This is a genomic window from Flavobacterium sp., from assembly GCF_047602195.1.
GTDB lineage: Bacteria > Bacteroidota > Bacteroidia > Flavobacteriales > Flavobacteriaceae > Flavobacterium.
The window spans coordinates 56,247-82,499 of record NZ_JASGHW010000003.1; the positions used below are offsets into that span (position 1 = coordinate 56,247).

Below are 26,253 nucleotides of genomic sequence, written 5' to 3' on the forward strand. Positions count from 1 at the left end.
AATGAAAAAAATATGACAGAAGCATACGTAAAACAGAATGTAAACGAAAACATTGCCACAATCGAGTTTTTCCACCCGGAGCAAAATTCATTGCCCGGAACCATTCTCGCGCAATTGGCACAAGCCATTACCGACGCTGGAAACAATCCCGATGTGCAAGTCATCATTTTAAAAAGTGGCGGCGACCGCACGTTTTGCGCCGGAGCGAGTTTCAAGGAACTGATTACGATCAACGACGCGGCTACGGGAAAAGTATTTTTCTCGGGATTCGCCAACGTGATCAACGCGATGCGCAAATGCCCGAAATTCATCATCGGGCGCATCCAGGGCAAAACCGTCGGCGGAGGCGTGGGCATTGCTGCGGCCACCGATTATTGCATGGCGACGAAATTCGCGGCCATCAAATTAAGCGAACTCAACGTTGGGATCGGGCCATTTGTGGTTTCCCCAGCGATTGAACGCAAAATGGGCGTGTCGGCGACCTCACAAATCGCCATCGACGCGAACAATTTCTACGAAGCCGAATGGGCGAGAAGCAAAGGTTTGTTTGCAGAAGTGTTCGAAAGCATCGAAGAAATGGACACGAAAATTGAAGCATTCGCCAAGCATCTGTGTACCTATAACCCGGAAGCCATGCGCGAAATGAAGCAAATCTTCTGGAAAGGCACCGGCGATTGGGACAATTTACTCGCAGAACGCGCCGCGATTTCAGGTCGATTGGTGCTGAGCGATTTTACAAAGAAGACACTCGAAAAATTTAAATAAAAGATAGCCACGAATTCTCGAATTGAAAATAAAATTCGTGAATTCGTGACCAAAGGATAATATGGTTTACGAATTCAAGGGTTTCATTCCCGTCATCCACGAAAGTGCCTTCATCCACCCGCAGGCGGCCGTTACCGGTAATGTGATTATCGGCAAGGACGTTTATGTCGGGCCTGGTGCGGCGATCCGCGGCGATTGGGGCGGCATCATCATCGAGGACGGTTGCAATGTACAGGAAAATTGCACGATTCATATGTTTCCGGGCAAGGACATCGTTTTGAAGGAAGGTGCGCATGTCGGGCACGGTGCGATTATTCACGGTGCAAACCTTGGCAGAAATTGCCTGATCGGAATGAATGCCGTAATCATGGACGACGCTGAAATCGGAGACGAATGCATCATCGGCGCACTCAGTTTCGTCAAAGCCGAAATGAAGATTCCGACCAGATCAATGGTCGTGGGCAATCCGGCGCAAATCGTCAAACAGGTTTCTGACGATATGATTGCGTGGAAAACCAAAGGAACGGGATTGTACCAGCAATTGCCCAAGGAAATGTACGATACTTGGAAATTGGTTGAACCATTGCGTGAAATTCCAAAAGACCGTCCAACGCAGGAAGCCTTTTACCAAACCTTAGAAGAATTTAGAAAGAAATAAAGTGCTGATTCGACGATTGCTCAGGCACTCAGGCACTCAGCTACTCAGGCATTATGATAACAGAATTTAAAATGCCCAAAATGGGCGAAAGCATCACCGAAGCAACCATCATCAACTGGCTCAAGAACGTCGGTGATACGGTCGTGGCCGAAGAAACGATTGTCGAAGTCGCAACCGACAAGGTAGACAATGATGTACCGGCTCCGGTTTCGGGCGTGATTACCGAAATCCGTTTTGGCAAGGATGATATTGTCAAAGTGGGCGAGGTGTTGGCGTTGATTGAAGCGTCTGGTGAAACGGCCGGCGTCCAACAGTCGGCAATCAAGGTAGAACAGAAAGCAGAAAACAGGAAGCAGGAAACAGAAGCCCAATCGGTAAAGTTAAATGCCAAAAGCAATCCTGATGCGTTTTTGTCGCCGCTCATTATTTCCATAGCGCAAAAAGAAAACCTGTCGCTCGAAAGAAGTGCAATCGATTCCGGGCTCTGGGGCAGACGGCAGGATCCAGAAAAGCGACGTTTTCAATTATTTGAAGAATAGAAAATATCCGTTGCCAAGCCGTCCGGCGACTCAGGCTGCGCAGCCCGCTTCCGATTTTCCGAAACCCAAGATCAATTTTGTCGAAGGCAAGGACCGCATCGTCGAAATGGACCGTATGCGCAAGATGATCGCCGACCACATGGTCTATTCAAAACAGACTTCGCCGCACGTGACTTCTTACCTCGAAATCGATGTGACGAATCTCGTGAACTGGAGAAACCAAAACAAAGACACGTTTTTCGAAAAACACAACGAAAAACTGACGTTTACGCCGATTTTTGTCGATGCGGTGGCCAAAGCAATCGTCGATTATCCGATGATCAATGTATCGGTCGACGGCAAGAACATTATTGTGCACAAAGACATTAATATCGGTATGGCAACCGCTTTACCAAGTGGCAACCTGATTGTGCCGGTCGTTCGCAATGCCGATGAAAAGAACTTGCTCGAACTCGCCAAAACGGTCAACCACTTGGCCGACAGTTCGCGCAACAATAAACTCAAACCCGATGAAATCCAAGGATCGACCTTTACGATTTCTAATGTCGGGACGTTTGGCAGCCTGATGGGCACACCGATCATTAACCAGCCCGAAGTGGCCATTTTGGCGCTCGGCATCATCAAGAAAAGACCCGAAGTCATCGAAACCGAAAACGGTGACGAAATCGCCATCCGCAGCATGATGTTCCTGTCGTTGTCGTTCGACCACCGCGTCGTCGACGGTTTTTTGGGCGGATCATTCCTGCGTAAAGTGGGCGATTATTTAGAACAATTTGACACGACTACCACATTTTAAAATACCAAATTATGTTACACCACATCACAGAAACCATCAGCCACAGCGGCCGTGAGCAGCACATCGACCTGAACACCAGTGTCATGGGAACCGTTTTCACCGACCATATGTTTATTTGCGATTATGAAGATGGCCAATGGAAGAACCCGAGAATCGAACCGTTGGCGACCATTGCGACACACCCTGCTGCGATGGCTTTGCACTACGGACAAGCGATTTTCGAAGGTTTGAAAGCGACTTTGGGCAAAGACGATACGCCGTTGTTGTTCCGTCCCGAGCAGAATGCCAAACGCTTGAATTTCAGCGCCGACCGTATGGGAATGCCTGCATTTCCAGAAGAATTGTTCGTCGAAGGCTTGAAAAGACTCGTTGCAGTAGACAAAGAATGGATTCCGAGCAATGAAGGAACGGCCTTGTACTTGCGCCCGTTCATGTATGCCGATGAAGCGTTTATCGGGATGCGCGCGGCGACCAAATACAAGTTCATCATTTTCGCCTCGCCGAGCGGTCCGTTTTTCTCGAAGCCGATCAAGTTGTGGGCGGAAACCCAATACATTCGCGCGGCCAACGGCGGAACCGGGGAAGCCAAGGCGGCCGGAAATTACGCCGCAGCCATCCGTCCGACAGAGATCGCGAAGTCGAAAGGTTACGACCAGGTATTGTGGCTCGATGCACGCGATTTCGAATACGTACAGGAAGTGGGCACGATGAACATTTTCTTTAAGATAGCCGGGAAATTTATTACACCAAATCTGGGTGGTTCGGTACTCAACGGAATCACAAGATTGAGCGTGATCGATTTGTTGCGCGACAAAGGATTTGACGTGACCGAAAGACCCGTTTCGATGAAAGAAATCGTCGAGGCTTTTGAAAATGGGACTTTGGAAGAAGCCTTCGGTGCGGGAACCGCCGTATCGATTGCACCCGTGGAAGAAATCGGGTACAAGGATTTGAAGATCAAATTCCCTGCAGAAGCGCCGGTGGGCAAGGATGTAAAATCTACGCTCGATGCGATCAAGATGCAGAAAATGGAGGATAAATTTGGTTGGATTGTGGCTGTCGATTCAACAGTCAAAGCGTAATTTTAGGATAGGATGCAGACACGATGGCAGCGGCATCCTTTTTTGAGGAACGACCCGAGGCCAAAGGCCGAACTGACGAAGTAAAAAAAGATACAGCGGACAGCGTGAAATGTCTGCCCAAATAAAATAGCCACGAATGCACGAATCAAGGGAAAATTTGTGAATTCGTGGCCAACAGAATAAGATGGAAGTAGCTGAAAAAACCTTAAACAAAATCATTCTCAAACAAGCATTCACCACAATGGCGACAGCCAAAGAGATGGCCCAGTGGTACGAGGAAAACTTTAAAGTCGTGTCGAAATACGTGCATGCGACCTCGCGCGGGCACGAAGCGATCCAAATTGCAACGGCGATGCAACTGTTGCCGCAGGATTTTGCATTCCCGTATTACCGAGACGATGCGATGCTGCTCGGCATCGGGATGCAGCCATACGATTTGATGCTGCAATTGATGGCCAAGCGCGACGACCCGTTTTCGGGCGGGCGCACGTACTATTGCCACCCGAGTTTGCGCGATGCCGATAAACCGAAGATTCCACACCAATCATCTGCAACTGGAATGCAGGCGATTCCGGCGACGGGCGCGGCGATGGGATTTTGGTACAAAGAGAACGTTGGCATCGAGGATAAAAACCAAGACCCGAGCCTGAAAGGCGAACTGGCGAAGCAAAAGCCGATTGTGGTTTGCTCCTTGGGCGACGCATCGGTAACCGAAGGTGAAATTGCCGAAGCGTTCCAAATGGCGGCTTTGAAGCAACTGCCGATTCTGTATCTCGTACAGGACAACGGCTGGGACATTTCGGCCAATGCCAAAGAAACACGTGCACAGAATGCGTTTGAATATGCCAAAGGGTTTCACGGCATCGAAGCCATTTCGATTGACGGGGCCGATTTTACCGAAAGTTATCTAACAATTCAAAAGGTTTTGAAAACGATGCGAGAAGAAAGGCGTCCGTTTTTGGTGCATGCGAAAGTGCCGCTCTTAAACCATCACACTTCCGGGGTTCGTATGGAATGGTACCGCGACGATTTGGCCGAAGCGCAGTCGCGCGATCCGTATCCGGTGTTGAAGAAACAGTTGGTTGATGCCGGATTCACTTCTGAAGAAATTATAAAAATTGAAAAAGACGCTTTGGCCAAAGTCAAAGCCGATTACGATAAAGCCTTACAAGCCGAAGATCCGCGACCGGAAGATTTGTTTACGCACGATTTTGCGCCGACACCGATTCTCGAAGAAAAAGGCGAGAGAAGTCCCGAACGAGAAGACAAAGTCGTCATGGTGGATTGCGCCTTGTTTGCCGTTGAGGAATTGATGCGCGACAACAAAGAATGTTTGCTCTATGGACAAGACGTGGGCGGGCGCTTGGGCGGTGTTTTTAGAGAAGCGGCGACCCTGGCGCAAAAATTCGGTGACGAAAGAGTTTTCAATACGCCGATCCAGGAAGCCTTTATCGTCGGTTCGACGGTGGGCATGTCCGCGGTCGGGTTGAAACCGATTGTCGAAGTCCAATTCGCCGATTACATCTGGCCGGGCTTGAACCAATTGTTTACCGAAGTGTCGCGTTCATGTTACCTGACCAATGGCAAATGGCCGGTGTCGATGATTTTGCGTGTGCCGATCGGCGCGTATGGATCGGGCGGGCCGTACCATTCATCTTCGGTGGAAAGCGTTTTGACCAATATCCGCGGCATCAAAATCGCTTACCCGAGCAACGGTGCCGATTTGAAAGGGCTTTTGAAATCGGCTTACCACGACCCGAATCCAGTGGTCATTCTGGAGCACAAAGGATTGTATTGGTCGAAAGTCAAAGGAACCGAGGCGGCGCGCGTCAACGAACCGTCTGAAGATTATGTGTTGCCATTCGGGAAAGCCAATGTCGTTCAGGAAATCTGGAAACAGGATGAGGAAGAAACGATTTCGGTCATCACCTATGGAATGGGCGTACATTGGGCTTTGAATGCTTCGGCACAGATGAAAGACAAAGTAGAAATCGTCGATTTAAGGACGTTGTATCCGCTCGACGAGGAAACCATCATCAATTCGGTGAAGAAGGCTAAAAAATGTTTGGTCGTGACCGAAGAACCGGTCAATAATTCCTTTGCGCGAAGCCTGGCCGGAATGATCCAGGAAAAGTGCTTCAAATACCTTGATGCGCCCGTAATGGTCATCGGGTCAGAAAATATGCCGGCGATTCCGCTCAATTCGACTTTGGAAGCGACGATGATTCCGTCTTCGGAAAAAGTGAAAACCAAAATGGAGGAATTGCTCCGCTACTGACACCCGATGAGCCCACAAACGCTACTTTTGATTTTTTGCCGTGTGCTCGAAAGGGCCGGATTCTATGGTGTCAGGGGTGTGTTGGTGTTGTACATGGTCAATGGGATTTTGCAGCTTGGGGAACAAAAATCGGTCGAAATTTATGGTTACCTGATGTTGGCCTTCACCTTGAGTTACTTGCCCGGCGCCTTGTTGGGCGATTTGCTGTTGGGCAGTAGAAAAGCCATGATTATTGGAGCGGCTGCGATGGCTTTGGGGGCATTTGCGCTTTGCATTCCTGCCATGCAAAGTCTGTACGTTGGTTTGGCTCTGTTGAGCATCGGGCTTGGGTTGTTCGATTGCAATTTTCTCGCGCAATTTGGCAAATACCATCTCGATCAGAAGCAATCGCTCGATGCACAGTTTGCTTTTCTCTATGCACTGGTCAATATTGCTGCTTTTGCGGGAGGTTTTTTGATTTCAACTTTGGTAGGGTACGGAAGTTTTATCCTCGGATTCGTTTGCGCAGGAACATTGTTGTTGGCCTCGGCGATCTTGGCATTTTTTGTCAAGCCACAAGAGGCGGCTGTTGTGGAGGATTTCAAAAAAGCTAAAGCATTTTTGATTGTCGGGGGCAGTATTTTTATTGTTTCCCTGTATTGGATCATTTATGAATTTGCCACCGAAAGTTTCTATCCGATGCAAGAAAAATTGCTGGGCAGTTACCCAGAATTGACGGGACTTGTCGGGAGTGGCTCTGTCGTCGTGTTGATTCCGTTGTGCTTGGTTTTTGGCCTGATTTGGATGTTCAAATCATACAGTCCGTGGATCAAGCTTGCCATTGGTTTTTTGTTTGGGGCATTGGCTTTTCTATTTTTATCGGGACAGTCCGGTTCGCCACAGTTTTCACTGCTCGACTACTTTTTGGTGATGTTGATGTTGGCCCTGTCGGAACTTCACATCCAACCCATTATGTATTCCATCATCACCCGATATGCCCATCCAAAATACCTGGCCATCGTCACGGCACTGTCGATGGTGCCGTCTAAGATACTGGGTTATTTTTACCCGATTTACCTGTTACACGATGCGGGTCGGGAAACGGCAGAATTGATGGGGAGCGGTATTGTTTTGAGTCTGATAGGTCTGTTTGTCGGCACTGCCTTTTTTTTGAAAAAAAACACATTATCCAGTCATTGAAATGAACATTCTTGTTGTTGATTTTTCGGTTGCACAATCATTGAAACATTATTTTCCAGAGGCCACTTTTACCGCCGATGGAGGATTGGCTTACAAGAAGGCGGGAGAAATCTTACCCGATCAGATTTTCATCAACTATGCCGACAAACCATCGCACGGCCGACAAACCGCGGCTGCGATTTTGCAGCGCAAAAGCACGGCCTCGATCCCGATTTATTTTGTAGACGGAAGCGCCGAGGAAAACGAGAAAGCCCTGCATTTGGGGCATTGCATTTCAAAGGAGGAGATTTCCAAATACCAATAAATAAAAAACCGCAGCTTAACGTTGCGGTTTTTAGGATTTAATTCAGGTTATTGTTTTTTCTGCGGCGGATATTGTTCCAAAATCTTCGCGACGAAATTCTTGATCACTTCGTCTTTCTTTTCGGAATCCTGCGTCAGGTAACCGACACCTTCGCCTTGCCAGATCATTTCCTTTTTCTTGGCGTCGATCAGGTCGATGTAAAGTGTGCCTTCAGTGCTTGTTGAAACCGAAGTATTGCCACCCCAGAAGTACGGGTTCCAACCCCAGCCCCAGCCATAACCCCAACCGGCGTTGAATTGGTTCACGCTGACTTGTTCGCGTGCCTTGGTGAAAAAGTTGACAAGCAAATCGGGATTGTCGCTTTTGGTAAAACCTTTGGCGGCCATGGTTTCGTCGATTGCGCGTAAAATACGCTTCTTGTCGAGGTCGGAGATTTCGACTTTATCGATGCCGTTTTTGTAGAAAGCATAGGTTTTGAATTGACCGAATTCGACGTTCTTGTCGTAATCGGAAGCCACCCTGACCGAGCAACAAGAGCCCAGCACGAACAGCAGCAGTACAGGTAAAAATTTCAAAGTCTTCATAGCAATTGATTTTTTGAGATTTAAGATTGTTCTTCGTTTTTCTCTTTAAAGCTTTTGACGACGGCTGCAATGTTCAGGGCAATCGATACGACGAGCGCAGCAGCTTGGGCAATCCAATTGTCCGTAAAGATGGCCAATGGGATCAAACAAATCCCCATAATCATCAATTCTATGCTGCTGGCTTTTTTCATCAGGTGGTCAAGTTGTCTAAAATAGTGTCGTCTACTAGATTCGGGATGGTCACTCGGAGTAAAGGCTGCGTGGCCATCGCTCTTTTTATGGCGAATATCGCTCCGTCGTTTCTGGCCCAGCTTCTTCTGGAAATTCCGTTGTTCACGTCCCAAAAAAGCATCGATTCCAGTCGTCTCAAAGCGGCCTCGGAACCATCAAGAACCATACCAAATCCGCCGTTGATAACCTCGCCCCAGCCCACGCCACCACCGTTGTGGATGCTGATCCAGGTCGCCCCGCGGAAGCCGTCCCCGATGACATTTTGGATGGCCATATCGGCAGTAAAACGAGAGCCGTCATAGATGTTGGATGTCTCACGGTAAGGCGAATCCGTGCCCGAAACATCGTGGTGGTCGCGACCCAAAACGACATAGCCGATTTCACCTTTGGCAATCGCCTGGTTGAACGCTTGGGCGATCTTGATACGACCTTCTGCATCGGCGTATAAGATTCGGGCTTGCGAGCCTACGACCAATTTGTTTTGTTGTGCACCTTTGATCCAACGGATGTTGTCCTGCATCTGCTGTTGGATTTCTTCCGGAGCGGTTTTGGCCAATTTTTCTAGAACCGCGCATGCGATATCATCCGTTTTTTGCAAATCTTCGGGTTTTCCCGAGGTGCAAACCCAACGGAACGGCCCGAATCCGTAATCGAAACACATCGGTCCCATGATGTCCTGCACGTAGCTCGGGTAACGGAAATCGATACCATTGGCGGCCATGATGTCGGCGCCGGCGCGCGAGGCTTCTAGCAAGAAAGCGTTTCCGTAATCGAAGAAATAAGTGCCTTTGGCGGTGTGTTTGTTGATTGCGTCGGTTTGACGGCGCAGCGATTCCTGTACTTTTTGCTTGAACAATTCTGGATTTTCGGCCATCATCTTGTTCGAATCCTCAAAAGAAATTCCCGCCGGATAATAACCGCCCGCCCATGGGTTGTGTAGCGATGTTTGGTCAGAACCCAAATCGATGTAGAGGTTTTCCTCGTCGAATCGTTCCCAGACGTCAACGACGTTGCCGAGGTAGGCGATCGAAACGGTTTCCTTGTTTTGTTTGGCTTGGCGGACGCGACTCACCAATTGGTCTATGTTTTCAATGACTTCGTTGATCCAACCTTGTGAATGACGGATGTGCGTGATTTTGGGGTTGACTTCGGCGCAAACCGTGATGCAGCCCGCGATGTTGCCCGCTTTAGGTTGCGCACCGCTCATACCGCCGAGTCCCGAAGTCACAAATAAATTGCCTTCGGGATTGGTTTTGATTTTACGGAAACCGTTCAAAACCGTAATCGTTGTTCCGTGTACGATGCCTTGCGGCCCGATGTACATGTAACTTCCGGCGGTCATCTGGCCGTATTGGGTCACTCCGAGCGCGTTGAATTTTTCCCAGTCATCGGGTTTGGAATAGTTCGGGATCATCATGCCGTTGGTCACGACCACGCGCGGCGCATCCTTGTGTGACGGATACAATCCCATCGGATGGCCTGAATAAATCGTGAGCGTTTGCTCGTCGGTCATTTCGGACAGATACTTCATGGTCAAAAGATATTGCGCCCAGTTTTGGAAGACGGCGCCGTTCCCGCCATACGTAATGAGTTCGTGCGGGTGTTGGGCGACGGCATAATCGAGGTTGTTCTGGATCATGAGCATGATCGCCTTGGCTTGTTCAGATTTTCCGGGATAATCCGAAATCGGGCGCGCCTTCATTTCATAGTCGGGGCGCAGGCGGTACATGTAGATGCGGCCGTAAGTGTTGAGTTCGTCGAGGAATTCGGGGGCCAACACCGCATGGTCTTTCGGGTCGAAATAGCGCAGTGCATTGCGCAATGCGAGTTTCTTTTCGTCTGCAGAAAGGATTTCCTTTCTTTTCGGTGCATGGTTGATGTTGGGCTCGTACGGTTTGGGATTCGGGAGTACGGTTGGAATTCCTTGTTGGATTTGTTCTTTGAAAGTCATATTGTTTTTGTTGACACGCCTTGGCTTTGGACACACTGCGCTTTGGATTGTTGTTCGTTAATGTTAGTATCTTCGTTGTTGGACGACCGCGTTAGCGATTAGCTTCGCTCAGTTCGGCTTTGCCTCGGGTGCAGCCAGGTGCCGTGCACCGCGGAAAGCGCGGCCGCAGGCAACGCCCAAATTTTCTAATTGACCAATTGCCTCATTTTCTAATTTCCCCAGTTCGTTTGTCGAAGCCGTAAGGGCAATGCCGACAACCGCTTCGGCAGCAATAGCCACGTTTGAGGTGGTATTTTTCGGTAAAGCATTTGTAGCCTTCGGGCGTGTAATAAAAATCTTCGCCTTCGATTGGTTTATTTTCCTTATTTTGCTCGTTCATTGCTACAAAAATAGTAAGATAACGCGAATGTTTTTGATTGTTTCCAAATATTTAATCCCGAAAGGTTTCCGCGGTTTGACGGTGTTTCCGTTTGTGATTCTGCGTGGAAAAAATGATTTGGATTTTGAAGTTTTGTTGCGGCATGAGAAAATCCACATCCGGCAGCAGTTGGAGCTTTTGGTTGTGCCGTTTTTCATTTGGTATGGATTGGAATATTTGTTTCGGTTGGTGCAATACCGCAACAAACGTTTGGCCTACCGCAACATCAGTTTTGAACGCGAGGCTTATGCCAACGAAAAAGACCCCGACTTTTTGCAATCGAGGTCTTTCTGGAATTTTAGGAAGTATTTATTGCGCTGAAGTCAGCGTTTGCGGTTGTGACTGTGGTTTTTTGGAAGTGGTGACTTCGGCTTTTCGGGCTTTAGGCATCTCTTTTTGACGCGTCGTAGCCGATTCGTTTTCGATGGTTTGGAAAGACGGCTGGTATTTCGGGAAACGCAGGTTTTCTTTTTGTTTCCAGATTGCGTAGATGCTGTATTGCACTGTTCCGCTGCTCGCGCCGCCCATATCTTCGAGGATAAACGTTTTGCCGTTTTGATCTCTTGTCACACGGATCGAACCGTAAGTGTCCTCGCCACCTTGCACGAATACCTTGAATGGTTTAGAGTCGGACATACAGTCTACGAACAATGGGTCGATGGTCACGGTTGCCTTGCCGTCTACCAGAGTCGCTTCGCCGATGTCGAAGAACCAGTTTTCGGGCGATTCGGGCGCGAAAAGTACGCGTTCGCCGTCGCGGGTTGGCATCGTTGTCGATACCGAAGCGGCACCCGGTCCCAATACTTTATAATGTACACCGCCGATTCTCGCACCCACATAAACGGTGGATGCAGTGGCGTTGTCATTGTAATTTCCTACGAAAGCCGCACGGTCGGTGGCTCCGGATCCAGAAAGCGCCGCATTGGCGAAAACGCCCCATTGGTTGCCGTTGAAAGCCCCGCCGCTGCCTTGGGTGATGGTGGTGGCAGCAAGGTTGTTTCCGGCACCGACTACGCCTGTACTGACGGCATTTTTACTATACGATACCGATCCGGTGATGGTGCCTGTGAAAGCACCGCCCGAACCTGCGGTTAAATAATTGGCGGATTGGTTGTTTCCGCTGCCGAGCAATCCGGTTCCGCTGGCGTGGAGGTTGTAGCCCCAGACACCGCTTCCGTTGGCGACATTGGTGATCCCGAATGTGCCAACAGCGAGATTTCCGGAGGCTGATCCGTAAACGCCGGTTCCGCTTGCGCCAGAAGCAAATCCTTCAACGCCATTGGCTGCAGCTCCGGTTGTTTGTCCATAAGTGGCACTTCCGTTTGCCGCATTGGCCACACCAAATACACCGGCGCTGGTTGCTCCTGCTGTAATGCCATAAACGCCAGCTCCGTTGCTAATATTTTCTCCGAGTACGCCGATTCCGGTACTTCCGTTGGCACCATAAACGCCATAACCGGTTCCGGTATTTCCACCGTAAACCCCTACACCAGTTCCAGAGGAATAGCCATTGACGGCATAATCAGTGGCGGCTGTGTTGAATACACTAAAGCGGTCGCCAGCGATAGTAGTCAGTGAATTGATGAAAACCTGTCCGGTGGTGTTGATGCGCATCCTTTCGGCGCCACCGGTTGTATAGGCGAGCATGTCAGCGGTTGGGCTGAAAATGCCAGTGTTGGGGTCGGCTTGAAAAGAGTAGAAAGGCAAGGCCGCGGTACCCAAGGCCAAGGCATGAACCTGGTTGGCATTCGGGATACGGAATCTTGCTGTACCGCCTGTTGTAAAATCGAATGCATCTGCACCCGAACTAAAGGCACCTGTATTGGGATCGCCTTGGAAAGAATAGGTAGGCAAGGCGGCAGTACCTAATGAATAGGATTGCAATTGGCCGTTGTTGGCATTGGAAATGTTCCAACGATCGGCGCCAGCGGTTTTGAAACGCAAATCAACGGCGTCGGTAGTGCCTATAAAATTGGTTCCGGCTACGGTTCCGCTGTTTCCGGTCAATTCCCAAGCGGTTTTTCCGGCTTGCAAGCGTACCCATTTGGCGCCGTCCCAATAGTAAAAACCAGGTGTGACATCATTGATGGTCGCCGTGTTGTAGACCAACTCCGAGGTTGTCGGAGTGACCACCGTTGCGGTTGTGGTATTGGTCAGTGCAATTCTTGGCACCAACAAACCGTCATTGGTTGAGGTGATGTCCAAGGCACCATTTGGGGTTGCAGTGCTGATCCCGACTTGGGCAGACGCACTTCCGGCCAGCATGATTGCTATAGCCATAAAAATTTTAGGGTAATTCTTCTTCATGGTCCTGTCTGTTTGAAAATGAGTAAATTAAAAGAGGTATTTAAGTTAAATCTACTAAAATGTGTCTGTATTCTTACTATATTTCCGACGAACGACAGTTTAAATGGACGAACGACATATTTTGCGTATTTTATAGAATAATTACTGCTTTTTAGAATGCGGCTTTGATATTTTTTCTACTTTTATACCGTTTAAACGCAACTGGTTATGAAGAAATTCTCTACTTTAAGTTTCTGTTTGCTGATGGCTTTGTCATCAACGACGATTTTTGCACAAGTATTTGTGAGTCCAAACAGTTATGTATATGTCAACGACCAAATGGTTTTTGTCAAACAAGATATTGATTTGCAATCGAACGGAAATATTTACCTGCGCAACGAATCGCAACTCTTGCAAGGAACAGGTAGCACTTCGGCCAATAAGGGAGCCGGGAAGCTTTCTGTTTTTCAGGAAGGGACGGTCAACAATTTTGCCTACAACTATTGGTGTTCACCGGTCGGAAATGCATCTGCAGCCACCGGAAATGAAAACTTTAGCGTGGCTTTCCTGAACCGACCGACCACGGTTACGGCCAGTACACCGGCCACCTTGCTTGGTGCGGGCGTTTTTGATGGAACGGCTTCCCCGTTTGCCATTGCCGACCGCTGGATTTTCAAATTTCTTTCTTCAAGTACCTATGCGCAATGGGTTTCGGCTAGCGGTGCTACTCCGACGATTGCTGCCGGACAAGGATTTACAATGAAAGGAAGTTCAGGTACCGATGCTACTTTTTCGGATGCCGGACAAACCAATAACCCTGGAAGTGCGCAACGTTACGACTTCAGGGGCAAGCCAAACGATGGCAACATCACCATTACCGTTGGTCCGGGTATGCGCACCTTGACCGGAAATCCGTATCCGTCTGCCATCGACCTTAAGGCGTTCTTGCTTGCGGCAACCAATACGACGCAGGTCGCTTATTTCTGGGAGCAGGACCCGACGACCAACTCGCATTTGATTGCTTCTTATAAAGGAGGTTACGGCAGTTATTCCCCGCTTGGAGGAACAACGGTGGCGCCTTATGGAAATATGGGGGTTTACGTTCCGCCGACATTTTATGCCTACGATGGTGCTGGGACACAACTGGGTGCAGTTGGTAGCGGTACGATGTACCAAAGACGCTTCTGTCCAATTGGGCAAGGGTTCATGATTGAAGGGGCTGCGGGAGGAAACGTGACGATGAGCAACAATTACCGTGTATACATCAAGGAAGGTTTTTATTCTGATTTTAACCGGAATGCTAATTTCGCGAATCCTGCTTTCTTGCCGGAGATTCAATCGGTTTCAGGGTTCGATTACACCACGGTCAGCACGGCTGAAGTGCCGCAAATCCGTTTCAATACGTTGCTCAACAATACCGGTGTGAAACAAACCGCGCTCGTTTTTATGGATGGTGCCTCTGACGGTGCCGAGCCTGCGATGGATGCCAAATCCCCGGACCAAACCGATATCGACATGTATTTCGTCATCGATGCCAATCCTTATGTGATTTCTGTCGTCGATTTCGATATCAACAAAAAAATCCCGGTAGGTTTCAAGTCTAATGTTCCGGCATCGTTCCGCATGAGGGTAGCCGAGATGATCAACTTCGAGGAGGCCGAAAATGTGTACCTGCACGACAAACTGACCGATGTGTACCACGACATCAAAAATGCCGACTACGAATTCAATATTGCAGCAGGAACGGTAAACGATCAATACGAGGTGACTTTTGTTGACGGTTCTTCTTTGGGCGTGCCCGAATTGGCTGCCGACGCATTTGGGGTTTTCCAAAACAACGACCGTGGATTGTTGACCATTTCTAATCCGAAGCACATGGACATCAAGTCGGTGACGCTTTATGATATCGCCGGAAAGCAGATTTTCAACAAAACGAAACTGGGTGCCAAAGACACTTACGAATTTTCGACAGCGGGTATAGCCGAGGCGGTCTACATCGTAAAAATCATGACCACCGACAGCCAGCAGTTTGGCAAGAAAATCAGTGTTTTCAAAAGCAAATAACAAAACATTCTTATATAAGCGAAGCAGTCGAAAGGCTGCTTTTTTTATGCGTTGAATTGCCGTAATTTTGGACAAAAATCAATTTGGAAACCGTCAACCAATATGTGCTTTCGATCAATGGCGCCGCCTTGTACATCAAGCGCGAAGACTTGATCCATCCTTTGGTGTCTGGTAACAAATTCCGGAAACTGAAATACAACCTGTTGGAAGCCCAAAAACAAGACCAAACGACGCTCCTGACTTTCGGCGGTGCTTTTTCCAACCACATCGCTGCAGTAGCCGCTGCCGGCAAAGCACAAGGATTTCGGACAATCGGTGTGGTTCGTGGGGAAGAATTGGACGGTAAAATAAAGGACAATCCGACCTTGCAATTGGCAGCCGATTGTGGAATGGTGCTTCATTTTGTCTCACGCGAAGACTACCGATTGAAAGACCTGACGGAATTCACCACAAGGCTGCAACAGCAATTCGGTGATTTTTACCTGCTTCCCGAAGGCGGAACCAATGCGCTGGCGGTCAAGGGTTGTGAAGAAATCTTAACCGATACCGACTCCGATTTTGATTACATCTGCTGTGCCGTAGGAACCGGCGGTACAATCTCTGGAATCATCAATGCTGCCCAAACTGTTCAAAACGTGTTAGGATTTCCCGCTTTGAAAGGGAATTTTTTAAGAGAAGAAATTTGTAAATTTGCCCGGAACCCGAATTGGGAATTGCTAACCGACTATCATTTTGGAGGTTATGCTAAAATAGACGAGCCGTTGATCCGGTTCATCAACCAATTTTACAAGGATACGGGGATTCCGCTCGATCCGGTTTATACTGGAAAGATGGTTTTTGGCGTTATAGACCTGATGAAGAAAGGTTATTTTCCTGCGGGATCAAAGATTTTGGCCATTCATACCGGCGGGCTGCAAGGCATCGATGGCATGAACCTGAAATTGAAAAATAAAAACTTACCATTACTGCATACACATGATTAAGAAATTATTGCTTTTGATGATTGTCCTGCTGATGGCAGCGTGCCACTCAAGCCAACCGGTCGTCAGGACTTCAAGACCAGTACAGAAAAAAACGAATACCGCCGTTACGAGCCGAAGCAAGACACCAGCCAAGAAGCCGTATAAAAAGCCAACGACGGGTACGCGGACCGTGACGCAAAACAAACCGGTTCAATCCAAAGGGCAGTCTTCGAATTCAAATTCCGACATCAAAAAGATTGAAGAAAATTACGAAGCAGCCAAAGAAAGTGGTAAGTCTACCGGCAATTCTACGGTGTATTCGAAGGAAGAAATCCTCGAGGCGACCACACGCGTCAAAGTAACCACCGCGATGGTCATGGATTACATCAACCAATACAAAGACATCGCGCAGAACAACATGGCGCAATACGGTATCCCGGCCAGTATCACACTCGGGCAGGGCATCTTGGAATCGGGTGCAGGAACCGGACCGCTCAGCATCCTGGCCAACAACCATTTCGGGATCAAATGCCACAAGGAATGGACCGGGCCAAGCGTGCGTTATGATGACGATGAAGAACAGGAATGTTTCCGCCAATATGAGCAACCAAGTGAGTCGTACCGCGACCATTCATTGTTTTTGACAACACGAACGCGTTATGCCGGATTGTTTTTGCTTGAAAAGGGCGATTACATTTCCTGGGCCAAAGGGCTCAAGGCAGCAGGTTATGCGACCGATCCAAAGTATCCTGAAAAATTAATCGGCATCATCGACCGATACCAGCTCGCTAAATACGATGCACAGGTGCTCGGAACCGAATTCGTGCCGACGGGAAAAGAACCTTCTATTTTGGAAGTAAACAAGAACTCAGCGATCGCCGATGCCGATATGTACCAAGTGATGCAAGGCGATACCTTGTATTCGATTTCCAAAAAATTCAATATTTCCGTGGACGAACTCCGCAGGAAAAACAACATCATCGACAATGCCATTTCGATAGGGCAGAATCTCAAAGTAAAATAATATGTTATACCAAAGAAGCAGCCGGCTTTTCGCCGATGCTGAACAAGTCATACCCGGAGGCGTCAACTCGCCGGTTCGGGCTTTCAAGGCTGTGGGCGGGACACCGATTTTCGCCAAAAGCGCCAAAGGGGCCTATCTTTATGATGAAGACGACAATCGTTTCGTCGATTACATCAATTCGTGGGGGCCGATGGTTTTGGGTCATGCTTATGAACCGGTTGTTCAGGCCGTCATCGAAAAAGCCAAGCTCGGGACCTCTTTCGGGATGCCGACCGAACTCGAAACCGAAATCGCCAAACTCGCCGTTTCAATGGTGCCCAACATCGATAAGATCCGTTTTGTCAATTCGGGGACTGAAGCCTGTATGAGTGCCGTTCGCCTCGCGCGCGGTTTTACCAAAAGAGACAAGATTATCAAATTTTCGGGCTGCTACCACGGGCATTCCGACGCCTTCCTGATCCAGGCCGGAAGCGGCGCGGTGACTTTCGGGACACCGAATAGTCCGGGTGTTACGCAAGGCACGGCCAAAGACACTTTGTTGGCCCGATACAACGACCTCGAAAACGTGGCAGCATTGATCGAAGCCAATCCAAATGAAATTGCCGCGATCATCATCGAGCCTGTTGCGGGAAATATGGGTTGCGTGCCACCGCAAAACGATTTTTTACGCGGTTTAAGGCAACTTTGCGACGCCAATGGCATCTTGCTTATTTTTGACGAAGTGATGACCGGATTTCGTCTGGCCAAAGGCGGCGCGCAGGAACTCTACAATGTCAAGGCGGATATTGTGACTTTCGGAAAAGTAATCGGTGGCGGATTGCCCGTTGGTGCTTTTGCGGCACGCCATGAAATCATGAATTACCTGGCGCCTGTTGGGCCGGTGTATCAAGCCGGGACTTTGTCGGGAAATCCGTTGGCGATGGCTGCCGGATTGGCGATGTTGCAATCCCTTAATGAAGATACAGGTGTTTTCCAAAGACTCGAAGATAAAACCGCTTATTTGGAGCAAGGCATCCGCGAAGTATTGCAGAAAAACAATGTAATTTTTACCATCAACAGGGTCGGATCGATGATTTCGGTTCATTTTGACGCTTCGCCTGTGACCGATTTCCAAAGCGCGGCCAAAGGCGATAACGATCATTTCCGCAAATTCTTCCACGGTTTGTTGCAAGAAGGCGTTTACATTGCGCCTTCGGCTTATGAAACTTGGTTCATCACCGACGCGTTGACTTATGAAGACCTCGATTTTACCATACGGGCGATAGATAAAGTATCGCAAACACTATAAAAAAAGCCCGCTTATTGCGGGCTTTTTTATTGTATGTCTCTAAAGCAATTAGTGTGTCAATTGCTTGAGCAACGCTGGATTGTTCGACAAGATCTTTTGTTGTTCTTTGTCCATTCCAGACATGATTTTTTGTTCCATGGCTGCGTAAACCTTATTTTTATCCGCTTGCGTTTTAGCCTGTGCCAATTGTTCGTGTTTCATGACCATCAGCGTGTACATGTCTTGTTTGAGGCTTTGGTCGATTGTTACTTTTTCGATCAACGCGGCAACGTCTTTTTGTGCAGCAGCTTCAACGGCCGCTTTTTTGTCTTGTGCGTTTGCCGAAATGGAAAAGGCCAACAGCATCGTTACGACAGCAATTAATTTTTTCATTGTATAGTTTTTAAATGATTTTTAGCAAGCCAAATCTAACTTTTTTTTGATTAACGGCCAAATTATTTTTGCTGCGTTTTCCCTGCCGCCGACTGGGTCATTTTCTGTTTGCGCTCGGCATTCATCTGCTCCCATTTCGTGAATTGCTCAGTGGTCAGGAGTTTCTTGATTTTGGCCTTTTCGGCTTCGTTGTACTCCTGCATTTCGGCGCGTCTTTTCTGGAGGTCTTCGGCTGTGGGCTTTTCACCGTTTTGCTTTTTCTCGGCTCTTTCCTTTTGTGCCATTTCGCGTTTGGTCGAACGGTCCTGGATGATGCGCAGCATTTCCTGCTGTTGGTTGGCGTCCAAATTCAATTCGGCGGCCATTCTTTTGAGTTGCATTTCATTGCGTTGCTCTGTAGTCAATTGCTCGCGCTGGTCTACAGTTTTCATGGGTTTACCTTCCTGGGCAAATGATGTCATTCCGAACATCAATAATGCGGCAACAATTAAATTTTTCATCGTATCTTTTTTAAAATTAAGTGTCTAAGACGTATTTGTTTTTAGAAAGTTTAAAGCTAAAAATTTTTTGTTCTCCATCGGCAAAAAACTTAAAAATTTGTTACTTAAATTTGCATCGTGAAAAAAATCGTATTCATTCTGTGCTTCACCATGCTGCTCAAACCGATCGTTCCGGTATTTGAATACATTTTCAATTACGACTACATCGCCAACGAATTGTGCGAAAACAAAGACAAACCGGTAATGGGCTGTAACGGAAAATGTTACCTCATGAAAGAACTCGCCAAAGCCTCCGAAAACGAAAAGCCGATTTCTTCCGACAAAAAGCACACAGTTTCAGAAACCAACGATTTGTTCTTCACGATCCCCAACGATTACCCTGTCGCGGCCGCTGAATTCCCGGCACCGGTCGAACTCAATGCAGCGTACCGCAATTTATACGCAAACCTTTCCACAGATTCCTGTTTCCATCCACCCGCGGTTATTTCTTAAATCCAGATTTTACACAATGCCCGGCTGATTTTGTCAGTTGCGGCAACGATTTTACGCAATCTTTTAAGAAATAAACATCATGAAAAACATCAAAAACTTTTTTGCCCTTGCGGCAGCCACAATGCTATTGACTTCTTGCAACAGCGACGACGACAACGCCATCACCAACACCACGGGAACCGGAAACCTCAAGGTCGAATACGACAATTCCTATGCGGGCAACGACCTGATCCTCGGCACCCAGCCCAACACGACCTCGAATGCCGAAGTGCTCAAAATCAGCACCGTCAAATACATCGTCAGCAACATCGTCCTGATCGATGAAAACGGGGTGGCGTTTACTTACCCGAAAAGCCAAAGCTATTTCATCATCAACGAAGCCGACGAAAACAGCCTGATGCTGAACCTTCAAAACATCCCCGCAGCCAACTACACCAAAATCAAATTCGGGATTGGCGTAGACCAGGCGCAATGGGAACTCGGCGCCGACGGCCAAGGCGATTTCCTCGCGCATGCCGATGCCGAAGAAATGCTCTGGAGCTGGTCTGCGGGCTACAAATTCCTCGCGTTCGAAGGCCAATTCACCTCGCCATCGGTAACCACCGAAACCGATTTCATGGTTCATACGGGCAAAACCGGAAGCGATTACAATTACACCGAAGTTACGCTCGATTTGCCGCAAAAAGCGCTCGTTCGCAGCGCCATCACGCCTGAAATCCACGTCGTGGCCGATTTGTCCCAAATCATCGATGGCGGCAACAAAATCAAACTCACCGACCACAACATGGGCGGCATGGGCGCGATGATCATGGGCGGGGCGGCCTTACCGCTCATTACGCAAAACCTCAATGCGATGTTCCATGTCGCGCACGTGCACAACGATTAATTTTTTGAGGAGCACAACACCTGTTTCCAAAACAAGATTCGTCCCGCTATTCGCTGCAATCTTTTTTCGCTACGCTTATGGATTTGCTTCCACTGCGTTTCAGCGAATCCATAAAAAAGGATTTACGCTACTATCGGGGCTAGGCGACAGGTTTTGTCTTTCAATTGAACTTTTCAAAAATGAAAATCAGTTATTTCATCACGCTCGCGTTTGCACTGCTGCTGGGTTGCTCCGATTCGGATACCGTTTCCAACGATTCGGCATACATCGACGTTCCGTTGGCATTCAACATTCCGTCGAACTTCCCGGCCTTGGCCTACGACCTCGAAACCAATCCGCCCACGCAAATGGGTTTCGCACTCGGCAAGAAATTGTTCTACGACGGCCGCCTGTCCTCCGACGGCACAATTTCGTGCGGATTCTGCCACGAACAATCCTCGGCATTTACGCACCACGGCCACACGTTCAGCCAAGGCGTCAATGGCGCCAATGGCACGCGCAACACGCCTTCGGTCCAGAACCTCGCGTTCCAGAACATTTTCATGTACGATGGCGCTTCGGACCATCTCGACCTGCAACCCATCATTCCACTTACCAGTGCCATTGAGATGGATGGCAATCTGGGAACGATCGTCGCGCTGCTCAATTCCGATCCGGAATACCGCAGGCTGTTTGGCTTGGCTTTTCCGAATAAACCGATTAATTCCGAAAACATGCTCAAGGCGCTTGGGCAATTCATGGTGATGATGGTGTCGTCGAATTCTAAATTCGACAAATACCGCCGCAATGAAAACGGAGGGAATTTAAATCAAACGGAATTGCAGGGCTATGCCGTGTTCAACCAAAAATGCGCGACCTGTCACGCCACCGATTTGTTTACCGACGATTCGTTCCGCAACAATGGCTTGGCGGTCAACCCACAACTCAATGATGTAGGCCGTCACCGCGTGACCGAACTCGAAAGTGACCGCTATAAATTCAAGGTGCCGAGTTTGCGCAATGTCGAAAAAACCGCACCCTACATGCACGACGGACGTTTCGGAACCTTGGAAGCGGTGCTCAATCATTACAGCGACGGCGTACAAAATTCCGCTACGCTCGATCCCATTTTAAACCAAAACGGGACGTTGGGCATTGCGCTTTCGTCCGCCGAAAAAACACAACTCATCGCTTTTCTCAAAACCCTAACCGACAACGACTATTTGAATGACAGTCGGTTTTCAGAATACTAGATTATGAAAAAATATTTTTTGCTTTTTACACTTTTCGTTTTCCAAATCACTTTTGCCCATACTGAAAAAGATTCACTATCCAGATTCCATTTCCAAAAAATGCTGCTCGAGGAAGACGATGATTGTGATGCCTGTGGCTGCTCGGCCAACGGTGGCAGCATGGGGTTCAGTTCGATGTTCCACAACAATTTTGTCGGGGTGCGCTATTTCTACCAGAGCTATACGAGCCGCGACGGGATTTTCAACAATTCGCCTTGGGTCGATGAAGATTTCAACACGGTTCAGGTTTGGGCGCGCATCCCGATCATCCGCAAAGTACAGTTGTCGGTTCTGGTGCCGTATCATTTCCACACGCGCAAACGCAGCACGGGCGATGAACACATTGACGGACTCGGTGACGTCACGGTTTTGGCGATGTACAATCTGTATGAAACCATGAAAGACAGTACGGTATTTACACACAAACTCCAACTCGGCGGCGGTGTCAAGGCGCCAACAGGCAAGTTCGACGCAGAGAACAACAAAGGCAGCGTGAATCCGGGATTCCAGGTCGGCACGGGCAGTTGGGATTACCTTTTGGCCGCCGAATATGTGCTCAAGAAAGACAATATCGGGCTCAATGTGATGGGCAATTATACCTTCAAGACCGAAAACGACAAGTTGTACCAGTTTGGCGACCAGCTCAATTATGGCGCGACGTTCTTTTACCTGATGGAACGCCAATCGGTCAAGCTCGTGCCGCAGCTCGGCATCGCTGGGGAAGTTTTTGAATCTAACCGCCAATACCGGCAAACCGTTCCCGATTCGGCAGGCGACATTGTGTTCGGGAAATTCGGATTGGAAGCCGGACGAAAAAACCTCTCGGTTGGCATCAACGCGATGTTGCCGATCAACCAGAACCTGTCCAATGGCAATGTCGAATCGAATTACCGTTGGAGCATCAATCTCAATTACAGTTTATAAAAAAAGGAACTCGATCAAGAGTTCCTTTTGTTTAGAATTTGAGGTAGCCGTAGCGCGCGTCGCCTTTGCAACGGGTGCGTACGATATAGACGCCCGGTGATTGCTGGATTTTAAAAGACGGGTCGAGTTCGAAACAGTTTTCCTTCGACTCGGCGATGCCGGGATTGGCGATGTCTTTTTTCTCAGATTTGCCCGAGCGGTCAAACATTTCGATCACAGGAACGCGGCGCAAATCGGGCAACAATGCTTTTCCAAAATTGCGCGTATCGTTGTAAATCACCGACAATTTGCCGTTTTTGAGGAAAACCATGGCCGCATTGAACGCGCCGTTGTCGTTTTCGGTCGTGCGTTCGTTGTTTTTGATGTTCGAGATCCAGTCCATTTTTCCGGTGGCGTTGTCGATCATCAAAACGACGGTTCCAGCCGAATCGTAGACATAATCGTATTTGTAATTGAGCGGGTCGTTTTTGTCGGCAGGTTGTCGGCGCTTGGCCTTGTATTTCTGGTCGTAGATGACCCAAATCTTGTCTGCGTCGATGATTGCTTCCGAAGTCACGAGGTTTTTGTATTTCTCGACCGGGTTGTTTTTGGCGTAAACCAGTTTTCCGTCGGCGGTAAATTTGGCGGCAAAAATGCCCACGGCAGGCGAGGCTTGGCCCCAAGTCACTGCGTAACGTTCGGCGGCATCGGTGGTTCCATTCAAATACAACTCATTATTTAAGAACTGGCCTTTGATGGCATTGATCTGCAAATCGTTTTCGAGTTTGAGACTTTCTTCTGATACAGTGTTGGCCGATGTGTTCCAAAAATAGGCCGACAGATACGGTTTCATCTTGGGCAAATCGATGTTCTTGATCAGGAATACCTGGCCGTTATCCGAAACGAAAATCGTCTGGTCGCCCGATTGCTTGGACGAAAACGGGAATTCGTATTCGAGTTTTTTGACTTCCTTGAAATTGGCGTCGAGCAAAACCAGTGTGATTTTTTCGTTGATTTTTTTGTCGTACAACGGTTGGGCGACAATCGCATAAAACTTCCGGTTGGCCGATTGCGCGACATAGAAATTGCCGGGATTCGTACCGCTTTTGCCTGGGACTTTTGCCACCATTTCAACTTTGGTTTTACTGCCTGAATCGATGTCGTCCTTTTCGACATACAGTTCGTTTTCGCGCGAGGTTTTGTTGTAGAGGCTGTAGAAAGCCACAAATTCCTTTTCAGAATAAGGGAAAATGCTGTTGAAAGTCGACAGGTTGAGCCCCATCGCGGGTTGTTCGACCGAAAGATTGCGTTCGGACTTGTCGAAATTGTCCTTGAGGTCATAGCGGTCCACATAAACGTCGGTGTTGTAGACTTTTTCGTTGTACCTCGTCTTGACATTGTAAAGTTTGTCGCCGAGCAAAACACTTTGGGTTTGGTATTCCGAATCTTCGGTGATTTTGGTTTTTTTGCCACTCCAGTCAAAGGTTTGGGCGTTCAGCGCCGAACTGATCAAGAGCAACAGGCTTATTTTCAGGGTGTTTGCTTTCATTGTTTTTCTTTTGAAGGTAAAAAAAATCTGCCCGTTCAGAGCAGATTTTCGATTGTTTAATTTTTATTATCCGATGTACTCGACGGTTTTGATGTCGCCATCGACGGTTACTTTTACGAGTCCGTGCTTGGACAAACCTTTCATTGCGGCGTCCCATTTCTTGCCGCTCAACGCAGCGGAAACTTTGAGTACGCCCAAATCCATTTTTTGGTTGTCGTCGGATTGGAGCATGCCGATGATCACTTTTTCGTCTTCGGTCAATTCCAACTGGACTTGTTTTTTCTCCGGACGCATTTGCGGGAAGAACAACACTTCCTGGATCGAGGCATTGTTGGTCAGGAACATGATCAAACGGTCCATTCCGATGCCCATTCCCGAAGTTGGCGGCATGCCGTATTCGAGCGCGCGCAGGAAATCCTCGTCGATGAACGCACCGGCCTCGTCATCGCCTTTTTCAGACAACAGCAATTGGTGTTCGAAACGCTCGCGTTGGTCGATCGGGTCGTTGAGTTCCGAATAGGCGTTGGCGATTTCCTTGCCGCACACCATCAACTCAAAACGCTCGGTAAGTTCCGGGTTGTCGCGGTGCGATTTGCAGAGCGGCGACATTTCTTTTGGATAATCGGTGATAAAGGTCGGTTGGATGAAATTGCCTTCGCACTTGGCGCCGAAAATCTCATCGATCAATTTGCCTTTGCCCATAGTTGAATCGACCTCGATGCCCATGCCTTTTGCGGCGTCGAACAATTCCTGTTCGGTTTTGCCTGAAATGTCAAAACCGGTGTATTTGATGATGGCATCGGTCATCGAAATCCTGGCGTATGGCGCTTTGAAATTGACAGTATGTTCGCCGAAAGTCGCCTCGGAAGTGCCGTTGACGGCAATCGCGCAATGTTCAAGCAAACGTTCGCAGAAATCCATCATCCAGTTGTAATCCTTATACGCGACATAGATTTCCATCGCGGTGAACTCGGGGTTGTGCGTACGGTCCATGCCTTCGTTGCGGAAGTTTTTCGAGAATTCGTACACACCGTCGAATCCGCCGACGATGAGTCTTTTCAGATACAATTCGTTCGCGATTCGCATGTACAATGGAATATCGAGCGAGTTGTGGTGTGTCACAAACGGACGTGCGGCCGCGCCACCCGGAATCGGTTGCAGGATTGGCGTTTCGACCTCGAGATAACCTTTATCGTTGAAGAAACTGCGCATTGCATTGAACAATTTGGTGCGTTTGATGAAGGTGTCTTTGACATGGTCGTTGACGGTCAAATCGACATAACGGCGGCGGTATCTTTGTTCGGCATCCGAAAACGCATCGTGCACTTTGCCATCGGCGTCGGTTTTGACGACCGGCAATGGTTTCAAGGCTTTGGACAAAACGGTCAAGCCGTAAACATGTACCGAGATTTCGCCTACTTTGGTTTTGAAAACCGTTCCGCGAATCCCGATAAAATCGCCGATGTCGAGCAATTTCTTGAACACGACCTTGTACATCGTCTTGGCTTCATCGTTGGAAATGTCATCGCGTGAAACATAAATCTGGATGCGGCCTTCGGCATCCTTGAGTTCGGCGAAAGAGGCGTTGCCCATGTCGCGGAATGACATCAAACGACCCGCAAGAACGACTTCCTTACCTTCGTATTGCGCAAAATTCTTGAGAATGTCTGCGCTGTAGGCGGTTGTGGTAAATTCGTTTGCCGGATACGGCTCAATGCCCAAGTTACGCAACTCGGCCAGTGATTTTCTGCGGAGTAATTCCTGTTCGGATAGTGCCATTGTAAGGTAAAATTTAAAGGCGCAAAGATATTGAGAAGTTTCAAAGTTTCAAAGCTACAGTGGGTCAAAGTTTTGCTGGGTCAGGTTGTTGC

General features: G+C 48.4%; 24 protein-coding genes and 1 pseudogene. 16 read left to right on the forward strand and 9 right to left on the reverse strand.

Annotated elements, in window-relative coordinates; all coding sequences use genetic code 11:
* The first annotated feature begins 12 nt into the window (after nt 1-12).
* The 7 genes and pseudogenes from QM717_RS03805 (at nt 13) to QM717_RS03835 (ending at nt 7,601) form a co-directional block, all read left to right on the forward strand.
* Nucleotides 13-765, forward strand: coding sequence for an enoyl-CoA hydratase/isomerase family protein (locus QM717_RS03805; RefSeq protein WP_415035022.1), 753 nt, complete (start codon nt 13-15; stop codon nt 763-765).
* A gap of 61 nt (nt 766-826) precedes the next feature.
* Nucleotides 827-1,423, forward strand: a complete 597-nt coding sequence (locus tag QM717_RS03810; RefSeq protein ID WP_415035024.1) for a transferase hexapeptide repeat family protein — start codon at nt 827-829, stop codon at nt 1,421-1,423.
* Between the two features lie 53 nt (nt 1,424-1,476).
* A pseudogene (locus QM717_RS03815) lies at nt 1,477-2,758 on the forward strand (dihydrolipoamide acetyltransferase family protein).
* An 11-nt stretch (nt 2,759-2,769) separates the two neighbouring features.
* Nucleotides 2,770-3,840, forward strand: a complete 1,071-nt coding sequence (locus QM717_RS03820) for a branched-chain amino acid aminotransferase (protein WP_415035026.1) — start codon at nt 2,770-2,772, stop codon at nt 3,838-3,840.
* Between the two features lie 184 nt (nt 3,841-4,024).
* A complete protein-coding gene (locus QM717_RS03825) occupies nt 4,025-6,118 on the forward strand; it encodes a thiamine pyrophosphate-dependent enzyme (RefSeq protein ID WP_415035028.1) in 2,094 nt (697 codons plus the stop codon).
* A gap of 6 nt (nt 6,119-6,124) precedes the next feature.
* Nucleotides 6,125-7,297: an MFS transporter gene (locus QM717_RS03830; protein WP_415035030.1), complete on the forward strand. Its 1,173-nt coding sequence runs from the start codon at nt 6,125-6,127 to the stop codon at nt 7,295-7,297.
* 40 nt (nt 7,298-7,337) lie between these two features.
* Complete coding sequence (locus tag QM717_RS03835; RefSeq protein WP_415035032.1) at nt 7,338-7,601, forward strand: hypothetical protein; 264 nt, start codon at nt 7,338-7,340, stop codon at nt 7,599-7,601.
* A gap of 47 nt (nt 7,602-7,648) precedes the next feature.
* Here QM717_RS03835 and QM717_RS03840 read toward each other — a convergent pair whose 3' ends face one another.
* The 4 genes from QM717_RS03840 to QM717_RS03855 form a co-directional block, all read right to left on the reverse strand.
* Nucleotides 7,649-8,185: a DUF4136 domain-containing protein gene (locus tag QM717_RS03840; protein WP_415035034.1), complete on the reverse strand. Its 537-nt coding sequence runs from the start codon at nt 8,183-8,185 to the stop codon at nt 7,649-7,651.
* Nucleotides 8,186-8,205: 20 nt separating this feature from the next.
* Complete coding sequence (locus tag QM717_RS03845; protein WP_415035036.1) at nt 8,206-8,376, reverse strand: hypothetical protein; 171 nt, start codon at nt 8,374-8,376, stop codon at nt 8,206-8,208.
* Entirely contained in the window at nt 8,376-10,367 is a 1,992-nt protein-coding gene (locus QM717_RS03850; protein ID WP_415035038.1) for a urocanate hydratase, read from the reverse strand. Before QM717_RS03850 ends, QM717_RS03845 begins: the two co-directional genes overlap by 1 nt.
* 202 nt (nt 10,368-10,569) lie before the next feature.
* Entirely contained in the window at nt 10,570-10,746 is a 177-nt protein-coding gene (locus tag QM717_RS03855) for a DUF5522 domain-containing protein (protein WP_415035040.1), read from the reverse strand.
* Nucleotides 10,747-10,773: 27 nt separating this feature from the next.
* On the opposite strand from QM717_RS03855, the gene QM717_RS03860 reads away from it, so the two are divergent.
* The gene (locus QM717_RS03860) at nt 10,774-11,106 is read left to right on the forward strand and encodes a hypothetical protein (RefSeq protein ID WP_415035042.1); all 333 of its coding nucleotides are present in this window, start codon (nt 10,774-10,776) and stop codon (nt 11,104-11,106) included.
* Here QM717_RS03860 and QM717_RS03865 read toward each other — a convergent pair.
* Nucleotides 11,095-13,092 carry a hypothetical protein gene (locus QM717_RS03865; protein WP_415035044.1) on the reverse strand — a complete coding sequence of 666 codons (1,998 nt, stop codon included), beginning with the start codon at nt 13,090-13,092 and terminating at the stop codon, nt 11,095-11,097. The genes QM717_RS03860 and QM717_RS03865 overlap by 12 nt on opposite strands.
* A gap of 207 nt (nt 13,093-13,299) precedes the next feature.
* Here QM717_RS03865 and QM717_RS03870 point away from each other — a divergent pair, with 207 nt between their 5' ends.
* The 4 genes from QM717_RS03870 to hemL all read left to right on the forward strand — a co-directional run bounded on the left by QM717_RS03870 (nt 13,300) and on the right by hemL (nt 18,409).
* Nucleotides 13,300-15,135, forward strand: a complete 1,836-nt coding sequence (locus QM717_RS03870) for a T9SS type A sorting domain-containing protein (protein WP_415035045.1) — start codon at nt 13,300-13,302, stop codon at nt 15,133-15,135.
* A gap of 83 nt (nt 15,136-15,218) precedes the next feature.
* On the forward strand, nt 15,219-16,118 hold the full coding sequence (locus tag QM717_RS03875) for a 1-aminocyclopropane-1-carboxylate deaminase/D-cysteine desulfhydrase (protein ID WP_415035046.1): 900 nt from the start codon (nt 15,219-15,221) through the stop codon (nt 16,116-16,118).
* On the forward strand, nt 16,111-17,121 hold the full coding sequence (locus QM717_RS03880) for a glucosaminidase domain-containing protein (RefSeq protein WP_415035048.1): 1,011 nt from the start codon (nt 16,111-16,113) through the stop codon (nt 17,119-17,121). Before QM717_RS03875 ends, QM717_RS03880 begins: the two co-directional genes overlap by 8 nt.
* A 1-nt stretch (nt 17,122) precedes the next feature.
* Nucleotides 17,123-18,409, forward strand: coding sequence for a glutamate-1-semialdehyde 2,1-aminomutase (gene hemL, locus QM717_RS03885; RefSeq protein ID WP_415035050.1), 1,287 nt, complete (start codon nt 17,123-17,125; stop codon nt 18,407-18,409).
* A 48-nt stretch (nt 18,410-18,457) separates the two neighbouring features.
* Here the strand turns inward: hemL and QM717_RS03890 are convergent, their stop codons facing one another.
* A complete protein-coding gene (locus tag QM717_RS03890) occupies nt 18,458-18,781 on the reverse strand; it encodes a hypothetical protein (protein ID WP_415035052.1) in 324 nt (107 codons plus the stop codon).
* Between the two features lie 62 nt (nt 18,782-18,843).
* Nucleotides 18,844-19,281, reverse strand: coding sequence for a hypothetical protein (locus QM717_RS03895; RefSeq protein ID WP_415035054.1), 438 nt, complete (start codon nt 19,279-19,281; stop codon nt 18,844-18,846).
* Nucleotides 19,282-19,398: 117 nt separating this feature from the next.
* Between QM717_RS03895 and QM717_RS03900 the strand changes: the two genes are divergently transcribed.
* The 4 genes from QM717_RS03900 (at nt 19,399) to QM717_RS03915 (ending at nt 22,854) form a co-directional block, all read left to right on the forward strand.
* Nucleotides 19,399-19,773: a hypothetical protein gene (locus QM717_RS03900; RefSeq protein ID WP_415035056.1), complete on the forward strand. Its 375-nt coding sequence runs from the start codon at nt 19,399-19,401 to the stop codon at nt 19,771-19,773.
* 79 nt (nt 19,774-19,852) lie between these two features.
* Nucleotides 19,853-20,659 carry an MbnP family protein gene (locus QM717_RS03905; RefSeq protein ID WP_415035058.1) on the forward strand — a complete coding sequence of 269 codons (807 nt, stop codon included), beginning with the start codon at nt 19,853-19,855 and terminating at the stop codon, nt 20,657-20,659.
* Between the two features lie 179 nt (nt 20,660-20,838).
* Nucleotides 20,839-21,891, forward strand: a complete 1,053-nt coding sequence (locus QM717_RS03910; RefSeq protein WP_415035060.1) for a cytochrome-c peroxidase — start codon at nt 20,839-20,841, stop codon at nt 21,889-21,891.
* 3 nt (nt 21,892-21,894) lie between these two features.
* Nucleotides 21,895-22,854, forward strand: a complete 960-nt coding sequence (locus tag QM717_RS03915; RefSeq protein ID WP_415035062.1) for a transporter — start codon at nt 21,895-21,897, stop codon at nt 22,852-22,854.
* 31 nt (nt 22,855-22,885) lie between these two features.
* On the opposite strand, the gene QM717_RS03920 is transcribed toward QM717_RS03915, so the two are convergent.
* On the reverse strand, nt 22,886-24,382 hold the full coding sequence (locus tag QM717_RS03920; protein WP_415035064.1) for a hypothetical protein: 1,497 nt from the start codon (nt 24,380-24,382) through the stop codon (nt 22,886-22,888).
* 66 nt (nt 24,383-24,448) lie between these two features.
* Nucleotides 24,449-26,161 carry a lysine--tRNA ligase gene (gene lysS, locus QM717_RS03925; RefSeq protein ID WP_415035066.1) on the reverse strand — a complete coding sequence of 571 codons (1,713 nt, stop codon included), beginning with the start codon at nt 26,159-26,161 and terminating at the stop codon, nt 24,449-24,451.
* Between the last annotated feature and the right edge of the window lie 92 nt (nt 26,162-26,253).

Bases quoted from the DNA above. Each gene is read 5' to 3' on its own strand.
- QM717_RS03805 (WP_415035022.1), top strand. From the start codon at position 13: ATGACAGAAGCATACGTAAAACAGAATGTAAACGAAAACATTGCCACA.
- QM717_RS03810 (WP_415035024.1), top strand. From the start codon at position 827: ATGGTTTACGAATTCAAGGGTTTCATTCCCGTCATCCACGAAAGTGCC.
- QM717_RS03820 (WP_415035026.1), top strand. From the start codon at position 2,770: ATGTTACACCACATCACAGAAACCATCAGCCACAGCGGCCGTGAGCAG.
- QM717_RS03825 (WP_415035028.1), top strand. From the start codon at position 4,025: ATGGAAGTAGCTGAAAAAACCTTAAACAAAATCATTCTCAAACAAGCA.
- QM717_RS03830 (WP_415035030.1), top strand. From the start codon at position 6,125: ATGAGCCCACAAACGCTACTTTTGATTTTTTGCCGTGTGCTCGAAAGG.
- QM717_RS03840 (WP_415035034.1), bottom strand. From the start codon at position 8,185: ATGAAGACTTTGAAATTTTTACCTGTACTGCTGCTGTTCGTGCTGGGC.
- QM717_RS03845 (WP_415035036.1), bottom strand. From the start codon at position 8,376: ATGAAAAAAGCCAGCAGCATAGAATTGATGATTATGGGGATTTGTTTG.
- QM717_RS03850 (WP_415035038.1), bottom strand. From the start codon at position 10,367: ATGACTTTCAAAGAACAAATCCAACAAGGAATTCCAACCGTACTCCCG.
- QM717_RS03855 (WP_415035040.1), bottom strand. From the start codon at position 10,746: ATGAACGAGCAAAATAAGGAAAATAAACCAATCGAAGGCGAAGATTTT.
- QM717_RS03860 (WP_415035042.1), top strand. From the start codon at position 10,774: ATGTTTTTGATTGTTTCCAAATATTTAATCCCGAAAGGTTTCCGCGGT.
- QM717_RS03865 (WP_415035044.1), bottom strand. From the start codon at position 13,092: ATGAAGAAGAATTACCCTAAAATTTTTATGGCTATAGCAATCATGCTG.
- QM717_RS03870 (WP_415035045.1), top strand. From the start codon at position 13,300: ATGAAGAAATTCTCTACTTTAAGTTTCTGTTTGCTGATGGCTTTGTCA.
- QM717_RS03880 (WP_415035048.1), top strand. From the start codon at position 16,111: ATGATTAAGAAATTATTGCTTTTGATGATTGTCCTGCTGATGGCAGCG.
- hemL (WP_415035050.1), top strand. From the start codon at position 17,123: ATGTTATACCAAAGAAGCAGCCGGCTTTTCGCCGATGCTGAACAAGTC.
- QM717_RS03890 (WP_415035052.1), bottom strand. From the start codon at position 18,781: ATGAAAAAATTAATTGCTGTCGTAACGATGCTGTTGGCCTTTTCCATT.
- QM717_RS03895 (WP_415035054.1), bottom strand. From the start codon at position 19,281: ATGAAAAATTTAATTGTTGCCGCATTATTGATGTTCGGAATGACATCA.
- QM717_RS03905 (WP_415035058.1), top strand. From the start codon at position 19,853: ATGAAAAACATCAAAAACTTTTTTGCCCTTGCGGCAGCCACAATGCTA.
- QM717_RS03910 (WP_415035060.1), top strand. From the start codon at position 20,839: ATGAAAATCAGTTATTTCATCACGCTCGCGTTTGCACTGCTGCTGGGT.
- QM717_RS03915 (WP_415035062.1), top strand. From the start codon at position 21,895: ATGAAAAAATATTTTTTGCTTTTTACACTTTTCGTTTTCCAAATCACT.
- QM717_RS03920 (WP_415035064.1), bottom strand. From the start codon at position 24,382: ATGAAAGCAAACACCCTGAAAATAAGCCTGTTGCTCTTGATCAGTTCG.
- lysS (WP_415035066.1), bottom strand. From the start codon at position 26,161: ATGGCACTATCCGAACAGGAATTACTCCGCAGAAAATCACTGGCCGAG.